At 45.4% G+C, this 22790-nt stretch carries 18 protein-coding genes and 1 pseudogene; 6 read left to right on the plus strand and 13 right to left on the minus strand.

All coding sequences use genetic code 11. From position 1 onward, the window contains the following. Positions 1-87: 87 nt before the first annotated feature. The 6 genes from RIC07_RS17380 to RIC07_RS17405 form a co-directional block, all read right to left on the minus strand. Positions 88-3438 carry a response regulator gene (locus tag RIC07_RS17380; RefSeq protein ID WP_446395623.1) on the minus strand — a complete coding sequence of 1117 codons (3351 nt, stop codon included), beginning with the start codon at positions 3436-3438 and terminating at the stop codon, positions 88-90. 319 nt (positions 3439-3757) lie between these two features. Then, the gene (locus tag RIC07_RS17385; protein ID WP_446395624.1) at positions 3758-6616 is read right to left on the minus strand and encodes a methyl-accepting chemotaxis protein; all 2859 of its coding nucleotides are present in this window, start codon (positions 6614-6616) and stop codon (positions 3758-3760) included. Between the two features lie 447 nt (positions 6617-7063). Then, a complete protein-coding gene (locus tag RIC07_RS17390) occupies positions 7064-7639 on the minus strand; it encodes a chemotaxis protein CheW (protein WP_446395625.1) in 576 nt (191 codons plus the stop codon). A 138-nt stretch (positions 7640-7777) separates the two neighbouring features. Continuing rightward, positions 7778-8143: a response regulator transcription factor gene (locus RIC07_RS17395; protein WP_446395626.1), complete on the minus strand. Its 366-nt coding sequence runs from the start codon at positions 8141-8143 to the stop codon at positions 7778-7780. Positions 8144-8283: 140 nt separating this feature from the next. Next, the gene (locus RIC07_RS17400; protein WP_446395627.1) at positions 8284-8649 is read right to left on the minus strand and encodes a response regulator transcription factor; all 366 of its coding nucleotides are present in this window, start codon (positions 8647-8649) and stop codon (positions 8284-8286) included. A gap of 83 nt (positions 8650-8732) precedes the next feature. Next, entirely contained in the window at positions 8733-9932 is a 1200-nt protein-coding gene (locus RIC07_RS17405) for a response regulator (protein WP_446395628.1), read from the minus strand. Between the two features lie 409 nt (positions 9933-10341). Between RIC07_RS17405 and RIC07_RS17410 the strand changes: the two genes are divergently transcribed. Beyond that, positions 10342-11202 (plus strand): lipoyl protein ligase domain-containing protein, encoded by an 861-nt coding sequence (locus tag RIC07_RS17410; RefSeq protein ID WP_446395629.1) that lies wholly within the window; start codon positions 10342-10344, stop codon positions 11200-11202. A gap of 183 nt (positions 11203-11385) precedes the next feature. Here the strand turns inward: RIC07_RS17410 and RIC07_RS17415 are convergent, their stop codons facing one another. The 6 genes from RIC07_RS17415 to RIC07_RS17440 all read right to left on the minus strand — a co-directional run bounded on the left by RIC07_RS17415 (position 11386) and on the right by RIC07_RS17440 (position 16076). Next, positions 11386-11847: a hypothetical protein gene (locus RIC07_RS17415; RefSeq protein ID WP_446395630.1), complete on the minus strand. Its 462-nt coding sequence runs from the start codon at positions 11845-11847 to the stop codon at positions 11386-11388. Positions 11848-11945: 98 nt separating this feature from the next. Next, entirely contained in the window at positions 11946-12149 is a 204-nt protein-coding gene (locus tag RIC07_RS17420) for a hypothetical protein (RefSeq protein WP_446395631.1), read from the minus strand. A 4-nt stretch (positions 12150-12153) separates the two neighbouring features. Then, a complete protein-coding gene (locus tag RIC07_RS17425; protein WP_446395632.1) occupies positions 12154-13188 on the minus strand; it encodes a glycosyltransferase family 2 protein in 1035 nt (344 codons plus the stop codon). 182 nt (positions 13189-13370) lie between these two features. Then, positions 13371-14480, minus strand: a complete 1110-nt coding sequence (locus RIC07_RS17430; protein ID WP_446395633.1) for a radical SAM protein — start codon at positions 14478-14480, stop codon at positions 13371-13373. Continuing rightward, entirely contained in the window at positions 14477-15319 is an 843-nt protein-coding gene (locus RIC07_RS17435; protein WP_446395634.1) for a polysaccharide deacetylase family protein, read from the minus strand. The genes RIC07_RS17430 and RIC07_RS17435 overlap by 4 nt, the downstream gene beginning before the upstream one ends. After that, positions 15312-16076, minus strand: a complete 765-nt coding sequence (locus RIC07_RS17440; protein WP_446395635.1) for a WecB/TagA/CpsF family glycosyltransferase — start codon at positions 16074-16076, stop codon at positions 15312-15314. The genes RIC07_RS17435 and RIC07_RS17440 overlap by 8 nt, the downstream gene beginning before the upstream one ends. A 733-nt stretch (positions 16077-16809) precedes the next feature. Here RIC07_RS17440 and RIC07_RS17445 point away from each other — a divergent pair. The 4 genes and pseudogenes from RIC07_RS17445 to pirA all read left to right on the plus strand — a co-directional run. After that, positions 16810-17547, plus strand: a pseudogene (locus RIC07_RS17445) (glycosyltransferase); the annotation flags it as partial. Between the two features lie 57 nt (positions 17548-17604). Then, entirely contained in the window at positions 17605-18444 is an 840-nt protein-coding gene (locus tag RIC07_RS17450; RefSeq protein ID WP_446395636.1) for a WecB/TagA/CpsF family glycosyltransferase, read from the plus strand. 138 nt (positions 18445-18582) lie between these two features. Then, entirely contained in the window at positions 18583-19176 is a 594-nt protein-coding gene (locus RIC07_RS17455; protein WP_446395637.1) for a cysteine hydrolase family protein, read from the plus strand. Between the two features lie 233 nt (positions 19177-19409). Next, the gene (pirA, locus tag RIC07_RS17460; protein ID WP_446395638.1) at positions 19410-19571 is read left to right on the plus strand and encodes an arginine synthesis PII-interacting regulator PirA; all 162 of its coding nucleotides are present in this window, start codon (positions 19410-19412) and stop codon (positions 19569-19571) included. A 623-nt stretch (positions 19572-20194) separates the two neighbouring features. Here pirA and RIC07_RS17465 read toward each other — a convergent pair. Beyond that, positions 20195-21562 (minus strand): TldD/PmbA family protein, encoded by a 1368-nt coding sequence (locus tag RIC07_RS17465; RefSeq protein ID WP_446395639.1) that lies wholly within the window; start codon positions 21560-21562, stop codon positions 20195-20197. A gap of 323 nt (positions 21563-21885) precedes the next feature. Here RIC07_RS17465 and RIC07_RS17470 point away from each other — a divergent pair, with 323 nt between their 5' ends. After that, positions 21886-22536: a DUF1361 domain-containing protein gene (locus RIC07_RS17470; RefSeq protein WP_446395640.1), complete on the plus strand. Its 651-nt coding sequence runs from the start codon at positions 21886-21888 to the stop codon at positions 22534-22536. The last annotated feature ends 254 nt before the right edge of the window (positions 22537-22790 follow it).

Below are 22790 nucleotides of genomic sequence, written 5' to 3' on the forward strand. Positions count from 1 at the left end.
CGAAATTGGGGTGGGGAAGTGAGAGGTTAGTTACACTGATTACACAGAGATTTGGCTCCCTCAGCTTCCCCGTTTACCCCATCAAGATTAAGAGGGTTGCAATTGTGGCTGTTTTGACTTATCCTGAGTCAAAATTTGTTCGATCGCACCCAAAAATTCTTGTTCCAGATAGGGTTTGGTGAAATACGCATTTGCGCCTAAATGCCGTGCTAACCAGCGATGTTTATCGTTACTGCGGGAGGTTAACATCACCACCGGAACCTTTGAGATTTGGGGATCTTGACGACGTTGACCCAGAAATTCAAACCCGTTCATGTTGGGCATTTCAATGTCACAAACGACTAAATCAATCGCTGAAGTTTGACGTAATTGTTCCAGCGCTTCTCGTCCATCTCTGGCTTGCAATACCCGACAGCCGGATCGTTCTAAGGTGAGGGCGAGGGTTCGCCGTAATGCTACGGCGTCATCTACTACTAATACAGTGGGGGCTTTCGCGGTTTGCGCTTTGTCATTCGTGTGAGCAGTACGAGACTCGCTCATGCTCACAAGAGTGCGGTTGCTGGATGTGATCGCGATCGACTGACTACTTTGACCCAAAAGCTGATCCATTAACACAGCGCCGTCAATCACGGGGATTAAACTGCCGTCCCCTAAGATAGTACAACCGTAAGTAAAACTAGGAGGCGCGATCGCACTGCCAAAGGGTTTAATTACTAATTCCTGTTCTGTCACCAGGCGATCAATTTCTAGGGCGAGAACATATTGATCTTGACGCAAAACCAGCATCGGTAACGACCAATCTGTCGGTGATGGAACCGAAACTAACGCCTGACTGGGACAGGTTTCGGGTAAGGGACAAGCATAGTCCAATAAATCCGTTAACCGATAGGTGGGGACAATTTGACCGCGCCAGCGTAAAAATCGCTGTTCTCCGGTGGTTCTCACCTGATTGCCTTTGGGAATGACAATTTCTTCTACACTGTCTGAGGGTAAAGCTAACGCAGTGGAACCAACGAAACAGACGAGTAATTTACCAATGGTTAGGGTTAAAGGCAGACGTAAGGTAAACGTTGTCCCCACGCCAGGGGATGAATGAACCGAAATCGTCCCTTTTAAGGAACGCATCTGCGATCGCACTACATCCAATCCTACCCCTCGCCCCGACAGTTCACTCACCTGTTCCGCTGTAGAAAATCCCGGTTCAAACAGGAATTCAAATAATCGATTCGGCGTTAATGTCGTTAGTTGTTGCGGTGACACCAATCCCATATCAACCGCCTGTTGACCAATCCGTTTAATATTCAATCCTTGACCATCATCTTTGACCTCTATAATGGTTTGACTACCTTGGTGATAGGCGCGAATTTCAATTTGCCCGACTTCAGGTTTCCCCTGCTGACGCCTCACCTCTGGCAATTCAATCCCATGGTCAAAAGCATTGCGAAGTAAATGCATTAGCGGATCATAGAGTTTTTCTAACGCCGCTTTATCTACCAGAACATTCGTCCCATTCAGTTTCAAATTAACCGATTTTTCATACCGAGTAGACAAATCTCGGATCACACGCGGATAACGGTTGAGAACCTCACCCAAGGGCAACATCCGTGCCCACATCAACTCATCCCGTAAACTGGTCAGCATTTGCCGTTGCTGTTCCAAGGTTTGATCCGATTGCTTGGCAAATAGGGCGACATCATCCACCGATTCTTCCACCTGCACCATATCTTCAATCAGTTGTTGCAGTCGAGAATTGAGGATACTATAGTTATCCAATTCCAGGGAATCAAACTCTTCGGTGCGGCTGACAAATTCCGTCAGTTGATTCAGCAGGGCGATGTTGATCTGGGGGTTATAGCGTTCCGGTGAAATCAGCATCTTGTCTGAGAGTTCCCGCAAATGATTCACCATGCTTTGCACGCGGCTAAATCGTTCTAATAACTCTCGCACAGATCGTTGGAGTTGCTGGTGTTGTAGGGATAACCCATTCCGGTTAATCGCTAACTCACCCACCAGGTTATTCATGCGTTCTAAGCGTTCCGAGTCAACCCGCACTGATAGGTGAGGCGTCGCTGCTTCTTGTTTAGATTTAGAACGTTTCGGCGATACCGATTGATGTTCTTGGTTCTCGGATGTGGGTTGGGCAGATGGATGAGTAGCAGAGAGTTCACTCGAACCCCGTTTTGAGGGAACCAGACTATGAGAGGTAACGGCGGGAGTTGCGTCATCACTCGCCGCAGGTGCAGGCAAATCTTCTACTTCCGGCAATTCCTCATACACTTGTCCAATGGATGCGATCGCGTCTTCCAGAGTTTCTGGTGCAGGTATACTTAGACTCGATGCCGACGCTGCTGTTAATTCCTCCTCTGGTTCTGTTTCTGTTTCTGTTTCTGCCTCTGCTTCCTGGCTGGTGTCGGCTTCTACCTCCCCAAAAACATCCTCCAACGAGGGAACCCCCTCTTCTAAATCGGCTAAAAGCGGTTCAGCATCAGTATTCAAAGTCTGACTCCCCTCCCCTCTGAGGGCTGGGGGAGGGGTCTCAATACTACCCGGATAAGCTTTAAATTTAAATTCTGCTTCCCCTGCTTCCCCTGCTTCCCCAGCTTCCCCTGCTTCCCCTGCTTCTTTATCCCTTACAGGAGGGATCTCATCAGCCATACCTGCTAACGCCATCAACTCAGGCGATGGTGTACCGCCTTGGCTGCGATCGCCATTTAACACCGCCAGTCTACCTGCATCAAAATCAGCAAGGGCAAGTTGAGTAATCTCTAACGCCTTGTCTGGGTGGGCATTTAGCGCCGTAATTGCCGTGTTCGCGATCGCGCCAAATCCGGGTAGATTTAAAAGTTCGGCAAACCCTGCAAATACATCCGCTTGCGCCCGTAATTCTCCGGCTACTGGATGATGTTCTGGATCTGCCACCACCTGAGACAGTAATTCCAATCCTTGTTCCACATCCACTTCAAAGATGGATAATGCCATATCCACCCCTAATTCTGATGAACTGGGGATAAAATTATCTGCTTGAGTTAACGCATCGCCTAACCGGGTTTCAATTTGAGCAAAAATCGGTTCAGCAATCGCTAAGGCTTGCTCTTGATCAAACTGATTGGTGGCAATTTGCTCCATCAACGGCAGACGCAAACAGTCATAAGCTTGTAGCAATTGACTCTCTAAGTCTGTATCAATTTCAACCGTTTCGTTGTAGAGTGCCTTGAAAATATTTTCCAGGCGATGAGAAATAGTCTTAATTGCCTCCAATTCTACACTCGCTGAACCTCCTTTTAAGGAATGAGCCGCTCGCATAATTCCATGTACATTTGCCGTGCTACGATCCTGGCGCAGGTTAAGCAGCCCTGCTTCAATATTTTGTAAGAGTTCCGGTGCTTCTTCAATAAAGAATTGATAGGCTTGATCGCGAATATCGGGGTTGAGTGCCATTTGTCATTCGTCCTTTGTCTTATGTCATTCGTCATTCGTCATTTGTCATTCGTCATTTGTCCTTTGTCATTCGTCATGTTTCTCCTGTAGGGGCGCAAGGCTTGCGCCCAATTTATAGCGCTACGTGCTAGGCAATAGGCAACACCTCGGCTTCCCCAGTTTCCAGACGTTCCACCGGAACGTCTCTACAACCCCAGTTCCCCCAGCTTTTAACGCTTAAGTTGACACCAATGTCGCCCCTACACGATGAGTCCAAACTGTTAATAACATGAATGAACAAATGACCAATGACCAATGACCAATGACCAATGACTGATAGTTACTTCAACTTAAACTGACCCACGTCAGCTTGTAGGGCTTGTGCAACTTTCCGCAGTTGTTCAAAGGAAGACGAAACAAACCCAGCTTCTTCTGAGGTTCGGGCAGCAATTTGAGCCACATCCGTCATCGTTTGGGTCACATCTTCAGAGGCTTTAGATTGGACAACCGTGGCTTCGGCAATCGCTTCAACCAATTGGTTAATCTGGTTAGAAGCTGTGGCAATTTTGTTCAGAGAAGCACGAGTTTCATCCACTAATTTTGTCCCCGTAACCACCTGTTCTGTACCTGCTTCCATGGCTGCAACCACTTCATTCGTTTCCCCTTGAATCGCCGCCACCAGTTTTTCAATTTCTGCTGTCGCTTCTGCCGATTGCCGCGCCAAGGCACGTACTTCGTCCGCAACCACCGCGAACCCTCGTCCTTCTTCTCCAGCGCGGGCTGCCTCAATGGAAGCGTTTAGCGCTAGCAGGTTGGTTTGAGCGGCAAAGGTGCTAATCAGGTTAACAACCGTGGAAATCTTTTGTGACGATTCCCCTAAGTGTTTGACTTTTTTCGCTGTTTCTGCTACAGTTTCGCGAATGGCTAGAATCCCTTCAACCGTCCGGTTCATGTTGTCGTCCCCTTCTGCCACTGTCTGAGAGGCTTCACGCACCGCAAATTCTGCTTGTTCCGCGTGGGAGGCAACCATGCGTACCGTTTCTGCCATTTCTTGGGCGCGGCTAAGGGCGTTGGAAATTTGCTCGGCTTGGCGCAAGGCTTCGTGGGATAGGGATTGAACAGCAACTTCGTTGGTGCTTGTGGTTGTCGCCACCTGGGTTGCCGCGTCTTGCACCTGTTCGACAATCTTGCGTAAGTTTCCGACGGTAGCGTTGTACGAGTCAGCAACTGTACCAATTTCATCAGCCGTTACTCGCGCCCGAATGGTTAAGTCACCTTTACTAATCGGGTCTACTTCCTTCAGGAGTTCTAAAGCGCGTTTTTGTAAGCCTTCTTTCAACTCCCGTTGTTCTTGCGCCAGTTTGTCGGTAGTTTCTAGAAGCATTACTCGGTCAATTACCAGTCCAATCTGACCCCCTAACTGTTTGAAGAAGTTGACTTCTGCGGTTTGCCATTCACGAGGAACCGAACATTGGTGCGCCATGATCAAAGCAAAAGGTTGACCTTCATGGAGAATCGGCACTTCTAAGTTGGCTTTGACACCCAAACGTGCCATTAACTTCTGTTGTTCAGGGACAAGATCCGCTTCAAAGACATGATTGGTAGCGACAACACGGGCTTCTTTATACGTCTGGCGTCGTTCCTCAGACAGAGTGAGTTCTTCCATCTTGTCATTCAGGCTACGGGGCCAACCCATGGCGACCGATTCAGCCGCCACATAGCTGCTACCATCGGGGTTAAATTGGAAGATCATCACTCGTTCAGCCTTAAGGATTTTACGGGTTTCCTCAACCGCTTTCTGAAACAGATCCCGGATTTCCTGGGATTTCAAGGTGCGAGAACCTGTAATATCTGCCAGTAAACGGGCTTGTTCGGCAGCGAGTTCTTGTTCTTCAATAAATACCTCTAACTGACCCGCCATATCGTTAATGTTTGCACCCAGAGTCGCCAGTTCGTCATCCCCTTTAACCTGCAAGCGAGTATCCAAGTCACCTTGACCAATTTTTGACACCGCACCGGCTGCATCCACAATCGGTCGAGTAGCGTTCCCAGCCACGAACGTCGCGATCGCACCAACCATTAAGGCAGCACCCCCTGTCCCTAATCCCAATGTCCAGAGCATGTTCCGTTGCGGTGCAAACGCCACATCCGTGGGACGGACAATAATTAGAGACCAGTTTAGGTTATAGTCCTCAGCCAGTTCTTCTGTGGGAGAGTAAGTAATAACGTCTTCCCGTCCAGTTCGGGCGCTGACAATGGTCAGGATGTCTTCCTCGTTTTGTTGAACTTTACTATACATCGTGGGAAACTTTTCCTCGAATGTTTGACCCACATCATCAGGATCTTCTGCAGCCACCACCCTGCCTGACGAATCAATCAGGTGAAATTCTTGTTGTCGGTCTTTGGTTACACCGAAAATTCCATTCACTCGTTCCATCGGCTCACGGGTGCGGATAATGCCAATGGTTTTACCTGTGACTGAATCCTTAATCGGTGCGGTTATATACACAGCGTACCTGTTAGTCGTTTCAGAGAGCCGTGGTTCCGTGATGTAGATCTGATCCGTTCTCAATACTTCTTGAAAATAGTCTCGGTCAGAGTGATTTTCGAGAATTTCTCCAGAGTCTGATTGGGCAAGAACGTTACCCTGAAGGTCAAACACACCAATACTGTCGTAACTGTCGTACAGTTTCTCATAGGCATTGAGCAGACGTTCCTTTTCTTCCCGGGGTGTAACCTTAGCAAGTTCAGCATTATTCAACACCGGAAGTTCTGCCATGACTTGAACGTCACTGTAGCGTTCTGCAATGAACAGCTCTAATTTATCTTCCAAGTCAATCGTGTTCGTTTGTTCGTTACTCACCACTTGGTCATACATCCCGCCACTGGCTGTGAAGTAGGCAGTCGCACCCACGGCTAACACGGGTAATGTTCCAATCGCTAGGGCTAAACCAATCGCTTTACTTCGCAGACTAGACAGCAACCCGCGACGGTTTGATCGCGGTTCTGGCGCTTTTCCCATTGCCTCAAGTGAAGACAATTTGGGTAGAGGTTGATCAGCTGTCCCAGGCGTTCGATAGGGCATCGATGGCGGATAGTCACTCGAATAGTTTTTAGCCTCAGCGGGGAGATTCTGCGAGTAGGAACCGCGACCATTGGTATCGTGATGGGAATTCGGTTTGGGAGAAAGTCTAGTCATGAATCGAACCTCTTTAATACAAAATACGGAGGAGTTGGCAAATTGCTCAAAACTGGACTTACAAGAGTCCATGTCCTACGGTTTGCCACCGTGCCTATTTCCATTGGCAGGGCTTCTACGATAGGATATGAAATCTGATAAGCCTTTTGGCGGAAAATCTAACTGCCACTAAATGCTAGGCAGTCCTATTCAATAATCGGTCGTGTAAGTTCAGTAAACTGAAACAACAATGAATTAATCGTGGAAAGGTAGAACACCCTGATTTGAACTTGATGAGTTAGATCGAAAACAGGGAAAACTAAACACTTGATCAGGGTGGGTTTAGTCGCATCGGGGTGAAAAAGCTAAGGGAATAGTGAAACCCGCCCCTACAGACTAAAATTGTACATCTCTACAAAATGGGATAAGCGAAAATTCCTCGACATTACACATTTGTTACCTTACCCCTTAAACAGATTGCTTGGGCATCGATGCAATAATCGCGTTTCCATCAATAATCACGAGCATTTCACCATTATTTTTCAACCAGTAGCCGCGCAAGAATGGCACCAGTTCTGGAGTCACACTAGCGGAGGGAGGAGATTGAATCCAATCGGCATTACACCATTCAATATCTTCGACTCGGTTTACCACCAGTCCTAACATTTCGCTGTTGGCTTGGGTGGAGGTTGACGATTTGGTTTTGGCTTGCAGCACAATTGCCGTATACGCTGAACCACTAGCGGCTTGTTGATACCAGGGTGTCAGTCCCACTAAGTGACCTAAATCAACCATCCATAAGACTTCACCCCGCCAATTGTAAGCCCCCATTACCCAAGCTGGCATTTGAAAAATTGGGACAATTTGACCTCTAGGAATGGTTAATACTTCAGTGAGTTGATGAATGGGTAATAAAGCCGTGGTATCGGGTAACAAATGAAACCGTAAAAACTGTTCATTTGCCTGGGTAGAAGAACCCGACAATTGTGCTTGGGTTGGGGTAGTGGGTAAGGAAGGATTTGTGCTGAGTAAAACGTTGGACATTGACATTCTCTACAACTTAGGTAGTGTGAGTATCTGGCTTACGTACTTCTCCAGACGAGAAAGATAGTTACGCTTGGCGTAGGTTTTGCGGATGCACCCCTGTTGCTAAAATGAGATACTCCTACTTTCTCTCGTTGATCAGGTTCTAATCAACTGTTTCACTGTGCGTAAAAGTTCTGCCTGATCAATCGGTTTACCAATGTAGGCATCCGCACCTTGTTTCATCCCCCAAAATTTATCCATTTCGCCACTTTTGGTTGAGCAAATAACCACAGGGATGCTTTTGGTACTAGCCGCATCTTTAATATCCCGGCAAACCTCGAATCCACTCCGACCGGGTAAAACAACATCCAGCACAATTACATCAGGTTTTTGGCTGCTAAGTTTGGCAAGTGCTTCTTCACCACTGTCAGCCGTTAGCACCTTAATTCCTTCTTCCTGTAAGTAGCGCGTGATGATTTGCAAATCAGTTAAGCAATCTTCAACAACTAAAGCAGTCCCCATGGTATTGACCTCATGAAAAAATGAATGGGATTGGGTCAGTCTAGATTAATCATTAGATTTGGGATTGGGTTTCGATACATCTCAAGGTTGATTTGAAATCAATCCAGTAATGACTAATCTAGACCGAATGGACATTAAGCCTATCGCAGCGTCAATTGTTTGACGGTACGCAGCAACTCATCTTGATCAACGGGTTTAGCGAGATAAGCATCAGCGCCTTGTTTCATGCCCCAAAACTTATCCATTTCGCCGTTTTTGGTCGAGCAAATCACAATCGGAATTTTGCGGGTATCAGCAGCAGCTTTTAAATCGCGACAGACTTCAAACCCGCTGAGACCCGGAAGTACAACGTCGAGAACAATAACATCAGGTTTGTGGTTATTCAGTTTTTCTATGGCGGCTTCACCACTGTCAGCCGTCAATACATTGATACCTCCTTGCTGTAGACAATTAATGATAATTTGCATATCGGTGGCAGAATCTTCAACAACTAGGACAGTTCCCATGATATTTACCTCGCGTAAAATAAGAATGGATGGTTTTGATTGAGTTTTCGTTGTTAGTCAGTGGTTTCACCTAAAACCACTGACTAATGAGTAACAACATTCTGCTTAAGATGCTGGCTAATAACATTAAGTACAATTCCCGCATCAATGGGTTTATTCAAGAAATCGGATGCGCCCACTAATTTGGCTCGAACGCGATCAACAATGCCATCTTTTCCGGTCAAAATCACAATCGGCGTAGTTTGGAATGCTTGCAATTTGCGTAATTTGGCGCAAATCTCATAGCCATTAGTATTCGGCATCACCAAATCGAGAAAGATTAAATCGGGTTTACGAGCAATTAAAAGCGCGATCGCACGTAAGCCATCGTCAATCACTAGCGATCGATAACCACTGGCGCTGAGTAGTTTTTCCATGGTGTGGCACACTAAGGGACTGTCATCCACACAAGCAATCAGTGGCTGGGTGGATTGTGTGGTAGTGGATGGATTTTCTGAACTCTCTTGCTTGACGGGACTCGGTAAATCAGGGATAGAAATCAACTCCACTAATCCCCAGCGAATATAAGGCAACAGAGAACGAGTCACTTGCAAGACATCCCGCTTCATCTGCACTGCCACATCCCGCAACGTATGTTTCCCGTCTAAAAGTTTGCTCAGCAGGTGGTAAACCGCCTCTGACGTGCGGGCTTCCAAGGCTTTGGGTTGTCTAATCACCGGAGCCAGGTTGGGAGAATAGTCCGCCACTACATCGTGATGCCAAGCCTGCCATAACTTATCAGTCTGTGCGATCGCCTTTTCTACATCAATGACCGGAAGTTGGGTGGATAACGTATTATCTTGTTTAATTTGGTAAGTGGTTTGCTGGGCGTGGGCGATATCAAACAAAACTTCCGTAATCACTGATTGAATCAGGTTCTTCGTCTGTTCATGCGTGATCTTCTGTTGCTTTACCCATAAACTCAACAGGTAATATTGCCAAGAAATTTGACAATTCGCTTGATTGAATTGGCTTAAATCACGCTGTATGGTTAGTCGATCTAACGTTAACTGAGGACTGTGGGCGGCTATGTTTCTCAGGTACCGTCTCACTGGATGAGTGCCACCCGTGGCATACATCAGATGACCGTCGCATAGAAAAAACAACCATTTTTGGTTGTCGGGACTCGTTAGTATCAGATGACCGCTAAACCGAATCCGTTTTAATGTTTTAATGAATTGGACTTGTTTAGATGCGGTAAACAAGCTAAAAGAAACATTCGGCTGGGTTGATTTAACGGTCATTACGACACCATGTTTTGACGAATTAGACGAATTAACGGATATAAGACTGTTTCATCACACCCTGTTCAGTCTTTCTACTTCTCCTGATTCATTTCTATTCAATTAATAGCACTGTAAATGGGTTGTTGTGGGTAAATAACTCAGAGTTTTATCAAAACTTTTTTCCTTTATCAATAGAGGAAAATTGTCATACATCATTTCTTTTGTATTACAGTGGAGTATTTACTTCAGAAGTGAAATAATAATAAACAGGTTTATCACTAAAATAAATGAATTAACCCTAAGAATGTATCGTATGAAAACGTATTACGGTTTTGCTCAAATAGCTTAAAAAGAAAGAAAAATGGCAAAATTTAAATGTAAAGTTTTGTCTAGTGTATGACAGCCTTTTTAAAGATTCGATGAAGCAATGAAACCAATCCTGACGAACCAATCACCTTGGCGTTTAATCCCTCCTCTGTGTCTTCCTGGACAGCTTCAGATGGCAATTGACCAATGGCTTCTGGAAAAGTTTGTAGGGGCGGGTTTTACCGATAACGTTCTGTCGATGTCTGATAACTTGACTAAACCCGCCCTAGAGGTGCAGGGAGACGGAGGTGCAGGGGAGATTTTGCCGCCATCCTGTACTAGGAATTCTCCAGTGCTGCGGTTTTACACCTGGGAATCTGCGACAATTTCCCTAGGATATCATCAACGTCGTTGGTCTCCGGCTTGGCAAACCCTGACTTGGAAGGGAAAACCAATTCCCTTAGTCAGGCGTCCCACGGGAGGACGCGCTGTGTTGCACCAAGGTGATTTAACGTATATGGTGGTAACCTCAGGACTCAGTAATAAGCGCCTTGAGGCATATCAGCAGATTTGTGAATTTTTGATTCAGGGGTGGCGATCGCTCGGCGTCGATTTGCACTATGGTAAGGCGGGACGAGATTATCGCCACAATCCCAATTGTTTTGCCATGGCTACGGGTGCCGATTTGGTCACAACTGAAGGGTATAAACTGATTGGCAGCGCTCAGTTACGACGCGGCGACGCTATATTACAACATGGTTCGATGCGTTTAGAGCCAGATGCTCAGTTATTTGCTCAGGTGTTTGGCGAATCATCTCCTGTAAATTTACCTCTGACTCAGCGAGGGGATGATTTAAGGCAAACAGTGATCGAAGCACTAACCCAAGCCGCCGCCGATTGTTTTGGTGTGGAGTTTGTTGTACAGCCGTTATCCGATCAGGAATGGCAAGAAATTTTAGCGGTACGGGGGTATGGGGTGTAGGGAACAATTAACGCCCTCTGTTAGAGCCAAAATAATGAAGATATAGCAGTAGACACATCGATTAGGACAAACGAACTGTTGTTCCAGACGCGCCATGGCGCGTCTGGAACAAATGATGCGTCCTAACCGCTATGGCGATTGCTATAACCCAATTTGGTGTTCACAAGGTTTGTTGAGGTATCTTCATACCAAGTGAAGCATTACCAGTACTACAGAGTCTAAAAATAGCATCAAGTAAAACACAAACAAAGTTTCCTGTAGGAAAATGGATTCCAGAAAAGTTCTGACCTTAAAGAAAAATGGCGTATGGTTATGACTAGATATCAGTAGATGTTCACCCAACTCAAACCCTTCTAGTCTATCGGAAACAAGCGCTTGTTCAATGCTCATAGCGTGTTGCTCATTGAGAGTCGTGAAACTATTTTGAAATCCATCAATTATCCAGAACATAAAAACAGGCAAATTCATGATAATTATGAAGCGCCAGGAACTCAGGTTAACCTGAGATAATGTCACCAATACCACCATCGCTGTCCAAACCGTGACGCACCAACACCGGGTCATAACAGATTGGCGTTTATCTCTGAGAATCCAGCTATAATAGTGATCCAGTTGTTTGTGCATACTCTCGCGTTTTTCCATCATTATTCGTTCCTGGTTAATCATTACCTTAAATTACTGATTAAGTCCGTAACATCACCAGCTTATCCCCATTGATAAGCTTAAAAGCAAGCTAATGATAATTAGTCCCAGCAAGCAATAAAATTGAAGGCTTGAAGTGGGTAGTGTAAAGCACGATAAAATTGAGCAAAATTTAATTTTCCAGAATGAATTTCATCAAGTTCAGGATGTTTACGCCCTCGCCTATAGTCGAGTATAAATTGTATGTTTTGGGCAGGTATTTCAAACGGTGTATGGATAAGAAGGTGTTTTAAGTATTCTTTCATTGACTCAAATCCTCAAGATGTTACTTGTACCTAGATTATTAGTCATTCTTTGGATAGAACCTGTCATCCTTAGCGCCAAAGCTTCAATTTGGTCGTAGAGTGACTGTGGGAGAAAATAGAGTAAACCGATAGCGAATAGAGTTGAAACTGTACGAAGTGGTTCTTCAAGAATAATCTTCCAGTAGGTAGATATAGCTTTGTGCATCATTTCTATAGCTGTTAAAACCGATCGTTGATGTACTGCCCACTTTGCCAATTTTCTCCATGTGTAAGCTTGGGTCACCTTTCCATATTTTGCTATCAAATCAGGAGCATAAGAGGATGTTTTATCCAGAACCATAGACAAGCCTTGTAACTGCTGATACACGTTTGCTGAAGCTCCCTTGGGATTAACTCGATATAAGGTCAGTGTTTCAGGAATACCTTCAATTTGCCACTTTGTTTTAATCGCGATGCGAAGCCATAATTCAACGTCTTCAAAGTGACAAAAGTTTTGATCAAAAAAGCAATTAATATTGGATTCTGGAATAGGACTAGAGCATTTAAGGGTTTCATAAACCTCTCGCCTAATCACTGTACAGGAAGGATTACCAACTGGATTGCCACAGAGAATTCGTGCTGGTGTAATACCCTTAAGCTTAGATAGTCTAGAAATACCCAAAGACTTTCCTGCTTCATTGATAAAAGTAAAGCGACTAAAGCTAATCCCAACATGAGGTGAATTTTCTAAATGCTCAATATGTTTTTCCAGCTTTTCGGGTAGCCATAGATCATCTCCATCCAGAAAAGCTAAAAACTCACCTTTGGAATCTCTAATGCCGAGATTCCTAGCGGCAGATACCCCTAGATTTGTCTGCCTGATTATTTTCAGCCTTGAATCTTTATATTTTTGACAAATCTCTATACTTCGGTCGGGGGAGCCATCATCAACAATCAGAACCTCAAAATGTTTATAGGTTTGGTTGAGTACGGATTTAATTGTCGCCAAAATGTAGTTTTCTACGCTATAGACTGGAATAATCACAGAAACTAATTTCATAATCAATAGATTCCCGACCAATAATGAAATGAATATTTGCGCCTGCGTTCGCCTGATTTGATACTTGAGTCGTAATGAAAGCAGTAAATGCACACCCTGATTATCGGACTATTCATACATTGATACAAGTTGAAGTACCCGTTTCATACTTGGGCAACAACTCTCCCAACTTTTCCTTAACTCTAACCCAGTCTCATCCGCTCACGAATTATTCCCGACCAAGTATCGGGCTGAATTAACATACTTACCGACAGAAAACACTCCTGTGTACATTGACAATTTGTTTCCTGAATAAACCGACGCACAAGCCGTGCGGCTTCACCATTCCATAACGCCGCTAGATCATAATTAAAATCCCGAAGATTACCTAAAGGTTTATCAAGCATCTCGCAAACCTTGACCGAACCATCGCTATAAATGACACCTCCCAGTGAACCAGCCGCACAGCGACCTCCCTCACGTTTACCCTCCATAATATCAGAAATAATCTGGCGACGGATAGCATTTTTAGCACTCAGCCACTTAGCGCTCAAGTGACCACCATGTCCTCGGTAACGTCCTGCTGCAATACGCTGATCAATAATTTGGTGGGCTTGATTATACGCCGAAAGCTGCACATTACTCGCCTGTGGATCTCTCGGTGTTCCACGAGTAATATTAACCATCCACTCGCCATCAGGATGCACTTTCTCTACGGCGGCGGCAATTTCGGCAACGGTGTCCTGATTCGTATGAGAAATAGTCGTGATTACACCGACATCAAAATGGCTGTAGTGCTGCTTCAGCTTATTTAACTCAATAATGGTGTTGCAAGCGTATTCGTAGCCATCTTTGATACGACGAATCTGGTTGTGAACGTCGCCGACACCATCTAAGGAAACATCCACCCGAAATGGTGTGTTTGGGTTAGCTTGAAGTAAACGTTCACTTGCCGAAACAATTCGCTCTGTCTTATAACCAGAGGTAGGAATTTGATAGCGTGCTAACTTAGTTTTACAGCGAAACATCGTCGCTAACTCCACAATATCGTCCCGGTGAAACGCTTCGCCTCCGGTCAGGCTGAGAAAACTGATAGAGTTAATTGAATCTGCTAGCTTTTCGTATTCATCAAAGGTTAAAGCCGCGCTCGTCAGTTCTTGAGATTTCCATTCCTCGTTGAACCAACAGTGCTGACAGCGCATCCAACAGACATCTGATACAAATAAGATAATGTAAGCAGGTGTGCGGAAAAGATGGGCGAGTGTATTGGTTAAACCCGTGTATAGTTCAGCTTTTACGGTTTGACTATTCATTGTTGCTTCTCCAAAAACATACTTGCTGTCATCGGCTGTACTTCAGGCAAGGCACACATATAGTTGAGCAGTGCTAGATTCATTTCATATCGGCTTTCTCGATTGCTGATGTAGGCACGTTGATGCAGGGGTTGCTGATTTGAATGAATTAGATGCGTAAACTCGTAACTATGAAACAGATAAACAATCGGTTTACCCGTGCGACGTGCTTCAGCTAGAAGTGCTAGAAAAAATGCTTGCATAAAACCCAAGCCCGCTAGGTAGAGAATCCCAGATAAAAAAGGAACGCCAAGGCTACTTAGATTAACCACCCAAAGAGGTAATTTCCCACGACGAAACGGGTTGTCTGGAGCCGGATGATAAGCACCACGCGGCGCAAATAGCCAAAGCAGATCAGCTCCCCCACAAGTCAACAAATCCAGACGCTGAGCGCAAACCGAAAAATCCCCTTGGTATCCTTGAGTAATCAGCGCCGATTGAGTATGACATGAGGTTGTCATCCGAGGTCCCCGAAAGCATCGTGGCTTTTGTCCCACAGCCATGGTGATTCGCTGGCTAGCTTCCTGAATCGCCCGATTCGCCTTTGCAGAATTCATGTAACGGTAGTCATCAGCCGGACTGTGATCAAGCCCATGACAACCAATCTCATGTCCGGCTGGAACTAGACGTTGAAGGGGGGCGCTAAATTGTTCAGCCGCAACCGCTGTACAAAACCAAGTCACCGGAATATCACCTAAGTCAGCACGCAGCTTGTCTAGGATTTGCCCTTGCTGATCCAGATTGTGATCCGGGGCTATCTCGACATCAACAGTAATCAGCAATGGTACGGTTCTAGCCATGTTGCAGCGTCCTCTTTGCTAGCTTGTAGTCTTGGGCTAGGATCTGACTGGCAAACCAGGGACCAACGGCAAACGTCCGACACCACAAGCGTTTTGGCTCTCGTACCAGACGAAACAGCCATTCCAAGCGCATCTGGCGTATCCACAGGGGAGCGCGGGGTTTGCAACCCGAGATAAAGTCAAATAAGCCACCCACATTCCAAATAAGTGAAACGTTTAACCGAGTTCTTTGGCGTATAGAAAACTCTTCCTGCAACGGGAAACCGCGTCCCACCAGTAATACTTTGGCACCACTGGCATTAATCGTTTGCACAATCTTGTCTTCCTCTGCTTGGGTAAAATACCCTGAACGGTATCCCACAATAGAGGCTTGAGTCCACTGGTTACGTAGGCGTTGAACTGTATGGGTAATCACAGAGTCATCCGCACCTAACAAGTACAGGGGAACTCCATCGTTCACTAGGCGGGTCATGACTAATGGGAAAAGGTCAGTACCATTTAAGTCAGGTAGCCAGCCTAGACCCAGTAAATATGCAGCTAGCTTCATCCCGATACCATCAAACAAGAGCTTGGCATTGTCTGGCAACTGGCGACGAAGTTCTGGGGAGTGGCATAGGAGGTAATGGTTGTTGGCGTTGATATGAGAAACCACTACCGGGAGTTGGGCATCTCGCTGGATTAGAGAGGTTAACCAGTCAGCGATCTCATGTATCTCACCGGTGAGCAAAGGTAAGCTCAGAAAATCAAGGGATTTCATAGTACTACCTAGAAAGAGACTTTAGATATAGGTAGATGCAAGGGTTAACTGCATTTTTGTTGATAACTTCGTTCAGCACAAGCACTCTATATTTCTTTTAAACAAAAAAACAAAATCTACAAAAAAAGCAATATAAATATATATTATACCAGCAAAGTATATAGTTTAATTTTCCCTAGACAAAGAAATTAATATTTCCTAAATAACTAATGTTTTGACCTAAATTATGATAGTTCTTGATCAAGCAAGATATATGTGTGGAATTTGTGATAGGCATACCTAATTCTATCAATTCACATTGTAGAAAGCTCTAGCTGGAACCAGAAAACTTGTAAAACCGCATATTTTTAACTATTTTCTGCAACGACCAGAACAACCAGGTAACATATTCCATTTTTACCCAGAGAGATATTGGTTTATGAAATACTTAGTACAACTTAAGCGTTGGATTAAATCAACAGGTTTTCAATTTAGCCACTTAAGCAAAGAAAAATACACCTGTCCAATTTGTGGATACCAAGGGTCGTTTGCTAATTTTGTATTGGCTGAGAGTGAAATTATAAAACATTCTCGCTGTCCCAGTTGTGACTCTTTTGAAAGACATCGACTACAGAAATTAGTTATTGATCAACTTAAAAAAGATATAAACTTTGGCAAAATGCGAATGCTGCACTTTGCTCCTGAGTATTTCTTTCAAGAATACTTTAAACCGTTAGTGGGCGAGTATATTACGGCAGATCTTTCGATGAATAAGGTTGATTATAAAGTTGACTTGACAAGTCTTCCATTCAAAAATGCAGAATTTGATATTGTCTTTGCATCTCACGTTCTTGAACATATTAAGGACGATCGCAAGGCGCTATCTGAAATCAGGCGAGTCCTAAAGCCAAAGGGAATAGCTATTCTACCTGTTCCTATTGTCGGAGTGCAGACAATCGAGCGTCTCAGCGAACAGAAGGGTCAATTAATGTTAATAGAAGCGGCTGGTCGATTGTTCGCTGAGGGATTCATGTTTAAACTCGTCTTGGTCGGTGATGGTTCTTTCAGAGAACAGATTGAAACGGCGATCGCTAACTCAAGGCTGGAGGAAACGGTTGAAATTACAGGCTGGGCGACGGAGGCGCAAGTGCAGCAACAAATTTTAGCAGATCGGGCAATGGTCTTGCCTAGTTTTGCAGAAGGATTGCCTGTGGTCATTATGGAGAGCCTAGCTTTGGGGCGTCCTGTTATCAGTACTTACGTTGCAGGTATCCCTGAATTGGTAGAACCGAACCTATCAGGATGGTTAATTCCCGCCGGATCGGTTGAAGCCTTAGTTACTGCTATGCGGATAGTCTTACAGACACCCGTTTCCCAGCTAGAGCAGATGGGAGAAATGGGACGTCAACGAGTGGCTCAGCAGCACAATATTCAGCAAAACGCCGAAAAGTTAGCTCATTTATTTACGATCAACTCTCTATCCTATTCTTGAGTAGTCAAAACGGGTAAATTTGTAAAGTTCAACTAAGCTTTAGAAGAGCCAATAGATATGCAAAATCAAACATCAATCACCGGAAAATCCTTAACACAGTTAGGTACAGTAAACATCTTCGGTGTCCCCTTACTCGCCGCCAGTGAGATCGACTGTGCCAAACTGATTATGGCTGAAATTAACTCAGGACATGGCGGCTGGTGTGTCACCGTCAATCTGGATATATTACGCCAAATTACAACGAACCCAGACGTAAAAAAGCTGATTGAGAATAGTAATCTGTTCACAGCAGATGGGATTTCTCTGGTGTTAGCAAGTTGGCTTCGGGGTACACCATTACCTGAGCGCGTCTGTGGATGCAACTTGATTTATAGTTTGACTGAACAAGCAGCTCAGTCGGGGCGCTCTGTTTTCTTGCTGGGTGGAAACCCAGACACTGCCCAAAAAGCGGCTGAAATACTCAAGCAACGTTACCCAGGATTAATTGTTGCAGGAACCTACTATCCCCCCTTTGGTTTTGAACAAGATTCTCAGCAGATTGAAGCCATGGTTCAGTTGATTCGCTCGGCTCAACCGGACATCGTGTATGTGGCTCTCGGTTTCCCAAAACAAGAGAAGTTGATTAAGCAGATTCGTCACGCTTGTCCAAATGCTTGGTGGATTGGTATTGGCATTAGCTTTAGCTATGTTTGTGGTGAGTTTCAGCGAGCGCCGTTGTGGGTGCAGAGACTAGCATTAGAGACATTCTACCGGGTCACTTTGGAACCACGTCGGCTGGCGAAACGTTATCTGGTGATTGGTCCACCGTTCGCTGCTCGGTTGCTGATCTCGTCCTTGCTAGAGCGATTTAGCATTGGTAAAGCTCATTCCATCCCTTGTAGCAGGTTAGTGGATTAATCCCGCGATGACCATAGAGAGTTAATTCTTGTATGCAGTCAGGACGGGTTTAGTCGCATCTGGGTGAGGCAAAAAACGATAATAGTGAAACCCGCCCCTACACACACGCCATGATAGATAAAGCGGAAGAAATCAAAAATGGTTAATCTAGACTGGCAGCAATTTGCTCTACTGTTAATCGATGTGCAACAGGATTTCTGGAATCCGGAACTCGAACAAGCGTTTCCAGATTTCCAATCCAATATTGCTCGTCTGCTCCACTTCTGTCGTCAAGAGGGACTCGAGGTGGTGCATCTGCGGGAAGTTTTTCACCCAGATGGTTCAGATTGGTTACCGCGATATCGGTTGCGGGGACGTGCGGTTTGTGTCAGGGGAACGCCGGGAGCCGATGTGTTAACTGTGGCGACGGCGCAATCTGGAGAAATGGTTATGGAAAAGCAAACGCAAGATGGGTTTCATCATCCTCCGTTGCTGGATTATCTGCGCTCCAAAGGGAAGAAATACATCCTGACGGCGGGATTGGTGACATCGGTTTGTGTTCTGTTAACCGCCGCTTCCGCTTCTCAGTTGGGATTCTTGGTTACCGTGATTTCTGATTGCTGCGCGGATTATCCCGAAGCTCACGCGATCGCACTCCGTCGTTACCGAGGCTTTATGCTTGAATTAGCCTGTCTTGATGAACTTCCGCAACGGTGGGGAGAGTGGGTTGCCCAAATTGAGCGGTTAGGTTGACGCTGAGCGGAGTCGAAGCGTCAATTTTTCCCTACACCCTACACCCAGTAGTACCTTCAAGTCCCTTATCACCCCCTCAGCTTCTGCCTTCTACCCTCTGTTTACGGTTATCCACATCAAAACTTCACTAATTTCTGTATCAAATACTACGTTCAGGTGATCTTTTTTGATTTTATTCGTGGTATTTTTAAAGTAGAGTCAATACCAGAAGTAAAGCCAAAGGACTGTTCACCATGAACAAACAACTACAAAAACAAGCCAAAGAAGCCGCAACTACCCATCGCCAAAGCTTGCAAAAGAACTTGCAGCATCGTATAGAAGTCGCTAGAGCCAATGGCAATGACGCTTTGGTTCGTCAGCTAGAAGCCGAAGCCAGCTACTTAAAACTCAGCTAAGAGGCATATATCAATTAATCCTGACACAGGAGACAATAAAATTCTCTGAATGTCAGGAAAATTTAACAACCCCCCAGAATCCCTTTTTTGAACAACGGTTGAGCGCAGTCCCCATCTAAAATCACAAGATTTAGATGGGGTTAGCGAAACATTAATAATTTTGCTATAATACTAACGGGTACGGCGGCATTTATTTGTTCGGCACGACCTACAGGTAGAACCTAGAAAACTTAAGATTATAGGGTTCCAGTAGAGACTATTTGTTACAATAACGCATCTACTGGGTGAAAATCTTAGTGCGTTCATAAGGCTTTTTTAGTCTTAACTCCGATTCAGAAATGGCGAGGAGGAATGCCAAGGCAGAAGTTCCTGGTATTCACCGAGAACAGCGGCTCTTCGTGGTAACAGCAGGGGAGAATCCCTAACTAGATTGCTTGCAATTAGTTAGGGTCTGTTCAAGCTTGGGCGGGTTTCGTTGATCAGTTATCGGTGACAAGCTAAGTTAGTGGCTAAACCCGCCCCTACAATTGTGGCTAAACCCGCCCCTACCAGAATCTCCCGAAACTCCTACCTTCTGCTCCCCCATCTTCCCCAGCTTCCCCATCTCCCCCAGCTCTCCTCTCCTAACGCCCCCCAACCACGACATCCTTAATCCGAACATGGGGACCACCAACGCTGACGGCTAAGGGCATTTGTCCACCTTTACCACACCCGCCACTGACGTAGAGTGTATCATTGCCGATCGCGTCAATATCTTTCAGGGTTTGAAACACGTTCCCGGTGAGAGTGACATCGCTGACAGGTTCTGCAATCTTACCATTGCGAATCATATACCCTTCCCCTGCGGCAAAGGTGAACATTTCACCATTTGTTTGTCCGCCCAACATCCGCACCGCATACACCCCTTCGTCAATATCGCCAATCATATCCTCGAAAGAACAATCTCCGGGTTCAATCGCTGTATTCGTCATCCGTACAATGGGCGGATAAGTGGCATTAATCGCCCTGGCGTTACCCGTTAGCGCTTCTTGCATCTTGCCTGCGGTTTCCCGTGAATGCAACCGTTGGCTGAGAATGCCATCTTTAATTAAATACTTGCGCTGGGCGGGTACTCCTTCATCATCGTAGTGTAGAGTACCTGGTAAACCCGGTAGAGTGGCATCATCAATCACATTCAGTTGGGGAATCGCCATCGGTTTCCCTAGGGTAAGTAATTCTTGCATCCGGGGATTTTCATAGACAAAATCGGCTTCCGATAAATGTCCAAAGGCTTCGTGCATAAACACACCTGCCAAATAGGGATCTAAGACAACCGTGTGCTGTCCGCCCTTCACCGACTTCGCTTCAAGCTGAGTCACCGCCCGTTTCGCCGCCCCCAACACCCGTTCTTCAATCCCCACCAACGCATCGTAATCGGAACGGGAGTGAACCGACTCAAAGCCTTGACGCACGATCCCTTCATCCCCTCGCGCGATCGCACCAAACCGGGCGGATATATCCAGCCGTTCTTGGACAATGCAGGAACCTGTAGAATTGACAAAATAATTAATCCCGAAGCGATCGCGATATCCCACCATTGTGGTTTGAATTCGCGGATCATACTCTAGTAATAGGCGATTATACTCGGCGATTAACTGACGCTTTTCTAACAGAGATAAACCACGAGGATCGCGACCCAGTTCCACCGCCACATAATCTTGAATTGGTTCCAGTGGTGCTAAACTTGTGGTGTCTTTCCCCACTAACCGCGCTTGGGAAATCGCCGCTTCAATGCGATCTTCCAACTCCGCCAACCCATTAAACGTGACAAAACTCCATCCCCCCTGATGACAAGCGCGAATTCCCCCCGCTAAACTCAAGCTACGGTCTACCGCATCCAGTTGTTCTCCCCGAAACGATATCGCCGTTTGCTCACTTTGCTCCACCCGAATTTCCACATAATCAACGGCGTCCCGATACGGTGCGATCGCCCGTTGCAATTGTTCCTGCATGACTATCTCCCCACGCTTTCTATAAACTTATTCTTCCTATCTTAAGTAAAATGTCACTGAATTAAGCGTTTGTAGTAAGCGCTGTCTTCGCTATAAATGCTGTCATCCGCCCAACACTCAAATTCTCGTCACCCACCAAACCCTTGAGAAGTGGTGCGTTACGCTTCACTAACGCACCCTACAACTTGGCTACAATTTAGCTTACTGAAAATTGACAAGATTTCGCTGATAAGGAATCACTAATAACAGCTCACGGTGTCTTGAAGCCATTAGTTATACTGGTAAATAACCGATTGCTCTAGCAGACTTATACCCGTAAAAACATGTCTTTCAGATTTCTATTAAGGGATGCCTGGAAAGCGTGGCATCGCCATAGCGGTTGGATGGCTTGGAACTTATTTCTCGCCTTTATCCCCTTAGCTTTAAGCGTTTGGCTCTTTCGTCGCTCATCTGGAAACCGTAACCTTTTGTGGTGGGTGGGTTTCATTGTTTTCATGGCGTTCTTACCCAATGCACCTTATCTATTGACGGATATCATCCACCTGATTGATGCGGTGCGCCGTGACTATTCCGTTTGGGTGATTACGTTAGTGCTAATTCCGCAACATCTCAGTGTTATTTTATTGGGATTTGAAGCTTACGTTATCTCGTTAATTAATTTAGGATACTATTTACAAAAGCAAGGCATGGGTAAATTTACGATTCCGGCTGAACTGATTACTCATGCTCTGTGCGCGGTTGGTATCTATTTAGGACGATTCCTCCGATTTAATAGTTGGGATTTAGTCACACAACCGGAGGATTTAGCCCAAACCATTGTGGATGACTTGACGGCTAAACGTCCCTTGTTGGTCATGTTTGTCACCTTTATCGTGTTGACAGTATTGTATTGGGTGATGAAACAAATCACGCTGGGACTCATTCTCAAAATGCGTTATCGTAAAGTTTCTCACGAAGTAGGTGGGGATAATTAAAGTTAACGGTGGTGATTGTCATTTGTCTTATGTCATTTGTTATACCTGTGAAGCGAGTGAGTAGGATGCCGTTAGCCAAGCGTAACCCACCGCAATCCTTTAAAAATCAGTGCGTTACTACTGGAAAGTCTAAGCAACAAGCACGCCCAAAACACATTCTTTCTTGTTTTCAATAGTACGATAGGGCATATCGAAACTAGCTTCTGCAATGGAGCAAAACGCTTCTGGAGAGATGCTCCTCTGGTATGAAATAG

The sequence above is a fragment of the Coleofasciculus sp. E1-EBD-02 genome, assembly GCF_040218245.1.
In the GTDB taxonomy this organism is placed as follows: domain Bacteria; phylum Cyanobacteriota; class Cyanobacteriia; order Cyanobacteriales; family Coleofasciculaceae; genus Coleofasciculus.

What these genes read in the sequence shown, in the direction of transcription:
- RIC07_RS17380 (WP_446395623.1), bottom strand. Translation starts at nt 3,438, where the DNA reads ATGGCACTCAACCCCGATATTCGCGATCAAGCCTATCAATTCTTTATT.
- RIC07_RS17385 (WP_446395624.1), bottom strand. Translation starts at nt 6,616, where the DNA reads ATGACTAGACTTTCTCCCAAACCGAATTCCCATCACGATACCAATGGT.
- RIC07_RS17390 (WP_446395625.1), bottom strand. Translation starts at nt 7,639, where the DNA reads ATGTCCAACGTTTTACTCAGCACAAATCCTTCCTTACCCACTACCCCA.
- RIC07_RS17395 (WP_446395626.1), bottom strand. Translation starts at nt 8,143, where the DNA reads ATGGGGACTGCTTTAGTTGTTGAAGATTGCTTAACTGATTTGCAAATC.
- RIC07_RS17400 (WP_446395627.1), bottom strand. Translation starts at nt 8,649, where the DNA reads ATGGGAACTGTCCTAGTTGTTGAAGATTCTGCCACCGATATGCAAATT.
- RIC07_RS17405 (WP_446395628.1), bottom strand. Translation starts at nt 9,932, where the DNA reads ATGACCGTTAAATCAACCCAGCCGAATGTTTCTTTTAGCTTGTTTACC.
- RIC07_RS17410 (WP_446395629.1), top strand. Translation starts at nt 10,342, where the DNA reads ATGAAACCAATCCTGACGAACCAATCACCTTGGCGTTTAATCCCTCCT.
- RIC07_RS17415 (WP_446395630.1), bottom strand. Translation starts at nt 11,847, where the DNA reads ATGATGGAAAAACGCGAGAGTATGCACAAACAACTGGATCACTATTAT.
- RIC07_RS17420 (WP_446395631.1), bottom strand. Translation starts at nt 12,149, where the DNA reads ATGAAAGAATACTTAAAACACCTTCTTATCCATACACCGTTTGAAATA.
- RIC07_RS17425 (WP_446395632.1), bottom strand. Translation starts at nt 13,188, where the DNA reads ATGAAATTAGTTTCTGTGATTATTCCAGTCTATAGCGTAGAAAACTAC.
- RIC07_RS17430 (WP_446395633.1), bottom strand. Translation starts at nt 14,480, where the DNA reads ATGAATAGTCAAACCGTAAAAGCTGAACTATACACGGGTTTAACCAAT.
- RIC07_RS17435 (WP_446395634.1), bottom strand. Translation starts at nt 15,319, where the DNA reads ATGGCTAGAACCGTACCATTGCTGATTACTGTTGATGTCGAGATAGCC.
- RIC07_RS17440 (WP_446395635.1), bottom strand. Translation starts at nt 16,076, where the DNA reads ATGAAATCCCTTGATTTTCTGAGCTTACCTTTGCTCACCGGTGAGATA.
- RIC07_RS17450 (WP_446395636.1), top strand. Translation starts at nt 17,605, where the DNA reads ATGCAAAATCAAACATCAATCACCGGAAAATCCTTAACACAGTTAGGT.
- RIC07_RS17455 (WP_446395637.1), top strand. Translation starts at nt 18,583, where the DNA reads ATGGTTAATCTAGACTGGCAGCAATTTGCTCTACTGTTAATCGATGTG.
- pirA (WP_446395638.1), top strand. Translation starts at nt 19,410, where the DNA reads ATGAACAAACAACTACAAAAACAAGCCAAAGAAGCCGCAACTACCCAT.
- RIC07_RS17465 (WP_446395639.1), bottom strand. Translation starts at nt 21,562, where the DNA reads ATGCAGGAACAATTGCAACGGGCGATCGCACCGTATCGGGACGCCGTT.
- RIC07_RS17470 (WP_446395640.1), top strand. Translation starts at nt 21,886, where the DNA reads ATGTCTTTCAGATTTCTATTAAGGGATGCCTGGAAAGCGTGGCATCGC.